A 5,175-nucleotide genomic window follows, 5' to 3' on the forward strand; every position below is an offset into this window, starting at 1 on the left:
ACTTGGCCACTCGCCTATCTCCCAGGGGGCAACCCCCAAGTACTTCCGCCGTAGATGGACTTAACTTCTGTGTTCGACATGGGAACAGGTGTATCTCCATCGCAATGATGACCAAATCATTAAATGTTACCTTGAACATTCAAAACTAAATAACAATTCTTCTAACTTTTAAACCATAAGCATATTATATTTGACTCTTTTGGTAAAGTCCTCGAGCGATTAGTACTGGTCCGCTCCAAGTCTCGCAACTCTTCCACTTCCAGCCTATCTACCAGATCATCTCTCTGGGCTCTTAATTCTTACGAATGGGTAATCTCATCTTGAGGTGGGCTTCGCACTTAGATGCTTTCAGCGCTTATCCCTTCCCTACATAGCTATCCAGCCGTGCTCCTGGCGGAACAACTGGTACACCAGCGGTAAGTCCATCCCGGTCCTCTCGTACTAAGGACAGATCCTCTCAAATTACCTACGCCCGCGACGGATAGGGACCGAACTGTCTCACGACGTTCTGAACCCAGCTCGCGTGCCGCTTTAATGGGCGAACAGCCCAACCCTTGGGACCGACTACAGCCCCAGGATGCGACGAGCCGACATCGAGGTGCCAAACCTCCCCGTCGATGTGAACTCTTGGGGGAGATAAGCCTGTTATCCCCAGGGTAGCTTTTATCCGTTGAGCGATGGCCCTTCCATGCGGTACCACCGGATCACTAAGTCCTAGTTTCCTACCTGCTCGAGTTGTAGCTCTCGCAGTCAAGCTGGCTTTTACCTTTACACTCTACGATTGATTTCCAACCAATCTGAGCCAACCTTTGAGCGCCTCCGTTACTCTTTAGGAGGCGACCGCCCCAGTCAAACTGTCCGTCAGACACTGTCTCCCTGGCCGATTATGCCAGCGGGTTAGAGTAACCATAAGTCAAGGGTAGTATCCCAACAACGCCTCAATAGAAACTAGCGTCCCTATTTCAATGGCTCCTACCTATCCTGTACATGACTTACAGGTACTCAATATCAAACTACAGTAAAGCTCCATGGGGTCTTTCCGTCCTGTCGCGGGTAACCTGCATCTTCACAGGTACTAAAATTTCACCGAGTCTCTCGTTGAGACAGTGCCCAAATCATTACGCCTTTCGTGCGGGTCGGAACTTACCCGACAAGGAATTTCGCTACCTTAGGACCGTTATAGTTACGGCCGCCGTTTACTGGGGCTTCAATTCATACCTTCGACTTACGTCTAAGCACTCCTCTTAACCTTCCAGCACCGGGCAGGCGTCACCCCCTATACATCACCTTGCGGTTTAGCAGAGAGCTGTGTTTTTGATAAACAGTTGCTTGGGCCTATTCACTGCGGCTGGCTTTTACACCAGCACCCCTTCTCCCGAAGTTACGGGGCTATTTTGCCGAGTTCCTTAACGAGAGTTCTCTCGATCACCTGAGGCTACTCGCCTCGACTACCTGTGTCGGTTTGCGGTACGGGTAGATATGACTTTACGCTAGAAGCTTTTCTTGGCAGTGTGACATCAGAGAGTTCGCAACCGTAGTTGCTTCCCCATCACAGCTCAATGTTAAAGAGAAATGCATTTGACACATCTCACACCTCACTGCTTAGACCAGAATCCATTAACTGGCATCTCTTAGCCTACTGCGTCCCTCCATCACGATCATATCTAGTACTGGAATATCAACCAGTTGTCCATCGACTACGCCTTTCGGCCTCGCCTTAGGTCCCGACTAACCCAGGGCGGACGAGCCTTCCCCTGGAAACCTTAGTCTTACGGTGGATAAGATTCTCACTTATCTTGCGCTACTCATACCGGCATTCTCACTTCTTAACGCTCCAGCACTCCTCACGGTATACCTTCATCGCGGTTAAGAACGCTCTCCTACCATTGATAAAATATCAATCCAAAGCTTCGGTAATATGTTTAGCCCCGGTACATTTTCGGCGCAGGGTCACTCGACTAGTGAGCTATTACGCACTCTTTGAATGATAGCTGCTTCTGAGCTAACATCCTAGTTGTCTGTGCAACCCCACATCCTTTTCCACTTAACATATATTTTGGGACCTTAGCTGTTGGTCTGGGCTGTTTCCCTTTCGACTACGGATCTTAGCACTCGCAGTCTGACTGCCGAACATGTGTATTAGCATTCGGAGTTTATCTGAGATTGGTAATCCTAGACGGACCCCTCACCCAAACAGTGCTCTACCTCCAATACACTTACATTTCGACGCTAGCCCTAAAGCTATTTCGGAGAGAACCAGCTATCTCCCAGTTCGTTTGGAATTTCTCCGCTATCCACAAGTCATCCAAACACTTTTCAACGTGTCCTGGTTCGGGCCTCCAGTGCGTCTTACCACACCTTCACCCTGCTCATGGATAGGTCACTAGGTTTCGGGTCTACATCATGATACTAAGTCGCCCTATTCAGACTCGGTTTCCCTACGGCTCCGTCTCTTCAACTTAACCTCGCATCATAACGTAACTCGCCGGTTCATTCTACAAAAGGCACGCTCTCACCCATTAACGGGCTCGAACTTCTTGTAGGCACACGGTTTCAGGTGCTATTTCACTCCCCTCTCGGGGTTCTTTTCACCTTTCCCTCACGGTACTGGTTCACTATCGGTCACTAAGGAGTATTTAGGGTTGGGAGATGGTCCTCCCGGATTCAAACTGGATTTCGCGTGTCCAGCCCTACTCAGGATACTGCTAGGTATAAGCGCTATTTCGTCTACGGGATTATTACCCTCTTTGATTAACCTTCCCAGGTTATTCGACTATAATGCTTAAGTCCACGTTGCAGTCCTACAACCCCAAGAAGCAAGCTTCTTGGTTTGCCCTTCTTCGCGTTCGCTCGCCGCTACTTACGAAATCGTTTTTACTTTCTCTTCCTGCAGGTACTTAGATGTTTCAGTTCTCTGCGTTACCTTTACATGAGCTATGTATTCACTCATGAATAACTGCTAGTAGCAGCTGGGTTTCCCCATTCGGAGACCTAGGGATCAATGCGTACTTACTGCTCCCCCTAGAATATCGTCGTTAGTCACGTCCTTCATCGGCTCTTAGTGCCAAGGCATCCACCGTGCGCCCTTATTAACTTTGCCATGATGATTTATAATCATCGTTTTTCAAGTATAAGTTTGTAAATTCTTTAAAATTCACAGCTTTTGGTTTATTTATCGTTATTAGATATTGTTATTTAGTTTTCAATGTTCAAGTGATTTTAACGTCTTGTCTGACAATGGAGCCTAGCGGGATCGAACCGCTGACCTCCTGCGTGCAAAGCAGGCGCTCTCCCAGCTGAGCTAAGGCCCCACAATCAAGAATTTGATTCTTGCTTAGGTTTATCACTAAACCCCTCAAAACTGAATAAAGTTGAATGCTCACGTCTTTGTATATATTCCTTAGAAAGGAGGTGATCCAGCCGCACCTTCCGATACGGCTACCTTGTTACGACTTCACCCCAGTCATCGGTCTTACCTTAGGAAGCGCCCTCCTTGCGGTTAGGCAACCTACTTCGGGTACTCCCAACTCCCGTGGTGTGACGGGCGGTGTGTACAAGGCCCGGGAACGTATTCACCGCGGCGTGCTGATCCGCGATTACTAGCGATTCCGACTTCATGTAGGCGAGTTGCAGCCTACAATCCGAACTGAGAATGGTTTTAAGAGATTAGCTAAACATCACTGTCTCGCGACTCGTTGTACCATCCATTGTAGCACGTGTGTAGCCCAGGTCATAAGGGGCATGATGATTTGACGTCATCCCCACCTTCCTCCGGTTTATCACCGGCAGTCTCGTTAGAGTGCCCAACTTAATGATGGCAACTAACAATAGGGGTTGCGCTCGTTGCGGGACTTAACCCAACATCTCACGACACGAGCTGACGACAACCATGCACCACCTGTATCCCGTGTCCCGAAGGAACTTCCTATCTCTAGGAATAGCACGAGTATGTCAAGACCTGGTAAGGTTCTTCGCGTTGCTTCGAATTAAACCACATGCTCCACCGCTTGTGCGGGCCCCCGTCAATTCCTTTGAGTTTCAACCTTGCGGTCGTACTCCCCAGGCGGAGTGCTTATTGCGTTAGCTGCGATACAGAGAACTTATAGCTCCCTACATCTAGCACTCATCGTTTACGGCGTGGACTACCAGGGTATCTAATCCTGTTTGCTCCCCACGCTTTCGAGCCTCAGTGTCAGTTACAGGCCAGAGAGCCGCTTTCGCCACCGGTGTTCCTCCATATATCTACGCATTTCACCGCTACACATGGAATTCCACTCTCCTCTCCTGCACTCAAGTCTACCAGTTTCCAATGCATACAATGGTTGAGCCACTGCCTTTTACACCAGACTTAATAAACCACCTGCGCTCGCTTTACGCCCAATAAATCCGGACAACGCTCGGGACCTACGTATTACCGCGGCTGCTGGCACGTAGTTAGCCGTCCCTTTCTGGGTAGTTACCGTCACTTGATGAGCTTTCCACTCTCACCAACGTTCTTCTCTACCAACAGAGTTTTACGATCCGAAAACCTTCTTCACTCACGCGGCGTTGCTCGGTCAGACTTTCGTCCATTGCCGAAGATTCCCTACTGCTGCCTCCCGTAGGAGTTTGGGCCGTGTCTCAGTCCCAATGTGGCCGATCACCCTCTCAGGTCGGCTATGTATCATCGCCTTGGTGAGCCTTTACCTCACCAACTAGCTAATACAACGCGGGATCATCTTTGAGTGATGCAATTGCATCTTTCAAACTTAAAACTTGTGTTTAAAGTTTTTATGCGGTATTAGCATTCGTTTCCAAATGTTGTCCCCCGCTCAAAGGCAGATTCCCCACGCGTTACTCACCCGTTCGCTGCTCATCCAGTTGGTACAAGTACCAACCTTCAGCGCTCAACTTGCATGTATTAGGCACGCCGCCAGCGTTCGTCCTGAGCCAGGATCAAACTCTCAAATAAAGTATTTAAGTCACCTTAGTGACTGGCTTGTCTTTCATTATTGATTGACAGATTTTTGATGTATCTTACTACATCACATGAGTCATTCTTCTTTATTCAGTTTTCAATGGTCTAGCTTATCGCTTCAAGACTCTCGTCTCTTGCGACAACTATTATATTCTATCAAACCTAACTAAACTTGTCAAGAATTAACTGTGACTTTTATACCTTTTTTTATCTTACGT

General features: G+C 48.3%; 1 tRNA gene and 3 rRNA genes. All 4 read right to left on the bottom strand.

The annotated features are described in order from the left end of the window. The 4 genes from rrf to IAE51_RS11945 all read right to left on the bottom strand — a co-directional run bounded on the left by rrf (position 1) and on the right by IAE51_RS11945 (position 4,951). A 5S ribosomal RNA gene (gene rrf, locus IAE51_RS11930) occupies positions 1–116 on the bottom strand. An 83-nt stretch (positions 117–199) separates the two neighbouring features. Beyond that, positions 200–3,100, bottom strand: a 23S ribosomal RNA gene (locus IAE51_RS11935). 138 nt (positions 3,101–3,238) lie between these two features. Beyond that, positions 3,239–3,311 (bottom strand) — tRNA-Ala (locus tag IAE51_RS11940). A 93-nt stretch (positions 3,312–3,404) separates the two neighbouring features. Next, positions 3,405–4,951, bottom strand: a 16S ribosomal RNA gene (locus tag IAE51_RS11945). The 16S, 23S and 5S rRNA genes sit together here with 1 tRNA gene alongside, the layout of an rRNA operon. Positions 4,952–5,175 lie beyond the last annotated feature (224 nt).

This window comes from Lactococcus sp. S64 (assembly GCF_016516525.1).
Classification (GTDB): domain Bacteria; phylum Bacillota; class Bacilli; order Lactobacillales; family Streptococcaceae; genus Lactococcus; species Lactococcus lactis.